Genomic DNA, 3,129 nt, shown 5'->3' with positions numbered 1-3,129 from the left:
CCTGGCCCCGGGCGACGGGCTCGTGCGCGCTGTCCACGGCGAAGTACGGGGTCCAGGAGTCGTGCGGGAAGGCGCGGGCTTGGGTGGCGGGGGTGGTGTGCGGGGGGGTTCCGGGCTCGGGGTGCGCGTCGGCCCGGCCGTGTCGCTGTTCGTGTACGACGTGATCCACTCCATCTGGAGCGAGTCCACCGAGGTGTCGATCTCCCAGCGCTGGGCCTTGCCTTCGCTACGGGTCTTGAGGACCAGGCCCGTCTCCTCGTCCCCCGAGACGGGCGCCAGCGCGAGCTTCGGGCGGCCCAGGGGCACCAGGTTTCCCTCAAGGGTGAGGTCGTAGCGGACGGACACCTCGTCCTTCTCGCCGTCGCACGGACCCAGCCTGACGGAGGAAGGGAGCCGGGAGTCGAGGCACAGGTCCTTGTCGGCCAGGCTGCGCAGCAGACCGTCGCTCTCGTACGCCCACTGCTGCCGCTCCGAGGAGCTGCAGGTGGCGACGACGGCCTCGACGCCCGCGGTGGCCTTGCCGTCGGCGATCCCGACGCAGTCGCCGCTCCCGACGTTCCGGAGCCGCCCGCTCAGGGTTCCGGTCTCCGTGCCGCCGGTGCCGGCCCTGGTCGGCCTGGAGTCCGGCTCCTGCGACGCCGTTCCCGCATCCGCGGAGGAGGGCTGCCCCGTGCTGTCCCCGCCGGACCACAGGGCCAGTGGCACGAGTACACAGCCGCTCACGGCAAGGATGGCCAGGGCGAGGTTGCGTCGGCGCGGGGAACGTCTGCCGGGCTCGCCCGGGCGGGCGTCCGCATGCGGGGGAAGCCGTACTGCGTGGCGCGGACCCGCGCTGTGAAGGGCGGCGCCCGGCCGACGACTGGTATCCCCGTGGGAGCCGCCACCCGGGGCCTTGGCCGTACTCGCCCGGCCGCTCGTAGCCGGGTGGGACCCGGTTCCCGGACCGGGATCGGTGCTCGGAACGGCGGCCGTGTGGACGCCGGCTCCCGCGTGAGGGGCGAGGTCCGGTTGGGGCCCGGGGCCCGGGGCATCGAAAGCCTGCCAGGGACTGGGCCCCCAGACGGAATCGGTGTCCGAGTAGGGATCGGCGTCCGAGGGGTGTCGCGAGGGATGTCCGGTACCCGGCTGAGGGACTGAACCCGGACCGGGCCCGGCCCCGGTGCCCGGCCGGTATCCCGCGGCCGCCGGGTAGGAGCCCACACCCGGATGGGGGTCCATGCCCGGAGCCACGGACACCACGGGACCCGCCTGTGTCTCCTCCGGCCGGACCCGGCGTCCGGGCCTGGATTCGAGATACCGCTGAGCCGCCCACCCGAGCACCCCCTCGGCCAGCAGGTCGGCGAGGCGGCTGCCCGACTGGTCCAGCTGGCCTGCCGTGGACTGGCAGTGCGAGCAGGCGGCCATGTGCTCCTGCAGATCGGGGCAGATCCTGCCGCCGGGCCGGAGCGAGACGTCGAGCAGCCGGCTGTAGCGGCGGCACTCCTCGTCGGGGGCGAGTTCGCGGTGGTTCTCCAGGCAGTTCTGGCGCAGCAGTTCCCGCGCCCGGTCCAGTGCGACGGAAGCGTCCTCGACGGAGATTCCGAGCAGACGGGCCGGTACCGCGAGATCCTCGGCCTCCACCTCCGCGTGCCACAGAACGCAGCGGGCGGACTCCGGCAGCCGGTGGAACGCGCGTGACACCAGCCGCCTGTTCTCCGGCGGAAGAAGCCGGTCCGCCGCCCGTGCCTTGTCGTGCGGTTCGGACCGCAACTCGGGATGGAGCAGGTCCCGGCGTTTGTCCGCGTCCCATTCGCCCGCTATTCGGCGCACGGTCACCAGCAGTTGCGGCCGCCATGCCGACTTCGGTCCGGTGCGCCGCACCGACTCACCGAAGAGCCTGGTGAATGCGGCGGTGGTGAGCATTCCGGCGTACTGCGCACCGTTCGTGCACAGCCGGGCGTACGAGAAGACCGGCACCCAGTGCCGGGAGAGCAGTTCCCCGGAGGGATACTGGGCGGGTGTCTTGCCCGAGCCCCTCTTCAGGTCTGCCGTGAGCCGTTCGTCGGTCGCATCGAACAGGCTTCCGGTTAGAGGGGAATTCGACGGGGTCGCGTCGCTCACGTGCACTTTCCTCCATAGCCCCCGCAGAAATAGTCCATACCAAGAGGTACGGAATTTTTCCTGCACGCTGACGGGTGCACCTTTGCACAACGCACCACCCGGGAACAAGAGACCGCTCTCAATCCCCCATTTCTAGCAACCTCCTTGATGGAGACAAAGTGTCAACAGAAGCCCGAAGCAATGCGATTCGGAATGGCACACTCTCAAGTTACCTGAAGTAAGTACCGATTTGACATCGGCGAAGAAGCGGGTCGCCACCGGTAATTCGTTGGAATATGCAACCCGAGAACGCAGGGAGAGAGCTTGACGGCGGGGTCTTCGGCCCACCCCCGTTCGCCTCCGCGACAGGCCATCTGATTCGATTCAACGAAATCGACAGTCACTCCCGAAGGACGAACCCTGAGTTCCACACTCGCCACAGCCCTTTCCGCCGTTCTCCTCGTGGCGGTACTGGCCTGTGCCGTGATCCGGCCCTTCGGCCTGCCGGAGGCCACCGTGGCGGTCCCGGCCGCCGGCGTGGTGATCGCGGCCGGCGCGATCACGCTCGACCACGCACGCGCCGAGGCCGAGCTCCTCGGACCCGTCGTGGGCTTCCTGGCCGCGGTGCTCGTGCTCGCCAAACTCTGCGACGACGAGGGGCTCTTCCATGCCTGCGGCGCCTGGCTGGCCCGTACGTCCAAGGGGCGGCCGCAACGACTGCTGGCCGCCAACTTCCTTCTCGCCTCGGTGATCACGGCCGTCCTGAGCCTGGACGCCACCGTCGTCCTGCTCACTCCGGTGGTGTTCGCGACCGTGGCCCGGCTCGGCGCCCGCCCCAAGCCCCACGTGTACGCCACCGCCCATCTGTCGAACACGGCCTCGCTGCTGCTGCCCGTCTCCAACCTCACCAATCTGCTGGCGTTCGCGGCCAGCGGGCTGAGCTTCACCCGGTTCGCCGTGCTGATGGGGCCCGCGTGGGCCGTCGCGATCGCCGCCGAGTACCTGGTCTTCCGGCGCTTCTTCGCCGCCGACCTCAAGGACGAGGCCCCG

2 protein-coding genes are annotated in these 3,129 nt (G+C 70.2%); one reads left to right on the top strand and one right to left on the bottom strand.

All coding sequences use genetic code 11. The features are described 5' to 3' along the window. Positions 1-2,100, bottom strand: a 2,100-nt coding sequence (locus tag O3Q52_RS51145) for a ricin-type beta-trefoil lectin domain protein (protein ID WP_269655250.1), incomplete at its 3' end; no start/stop codon positions are given. Positions 2,101-2,499: 399 nt separating this feature from the next. Here O3Q52_RS51145 and O3Q52_RS51140 point away from each other — a divergent pair. Beyond that, positions 2,500-3,129 (top strand): SLC13 family permease (locus O3Q52_RS51140; RefSeq protein ID WP_269655251.1); only part of this gene is annotated, 630 nt, incomplete at its 3' end.

Origin of the sequence: Streptomyces sp. ActVer (assembly GCF_027270795.1) — a bacterium.
Taxonomy (GTDB): domain Bacteria; phylum Actinomycetota; class Actinomycetes; order Streptomycetales; family Streptomycetaceae; genus Streptomyces; species Streptomyces umbrinus_A.
Note: the sequence above shows the minus strand (reverse complement) of the source record. Positions and strands in the feature narration are given on the sequence as shown.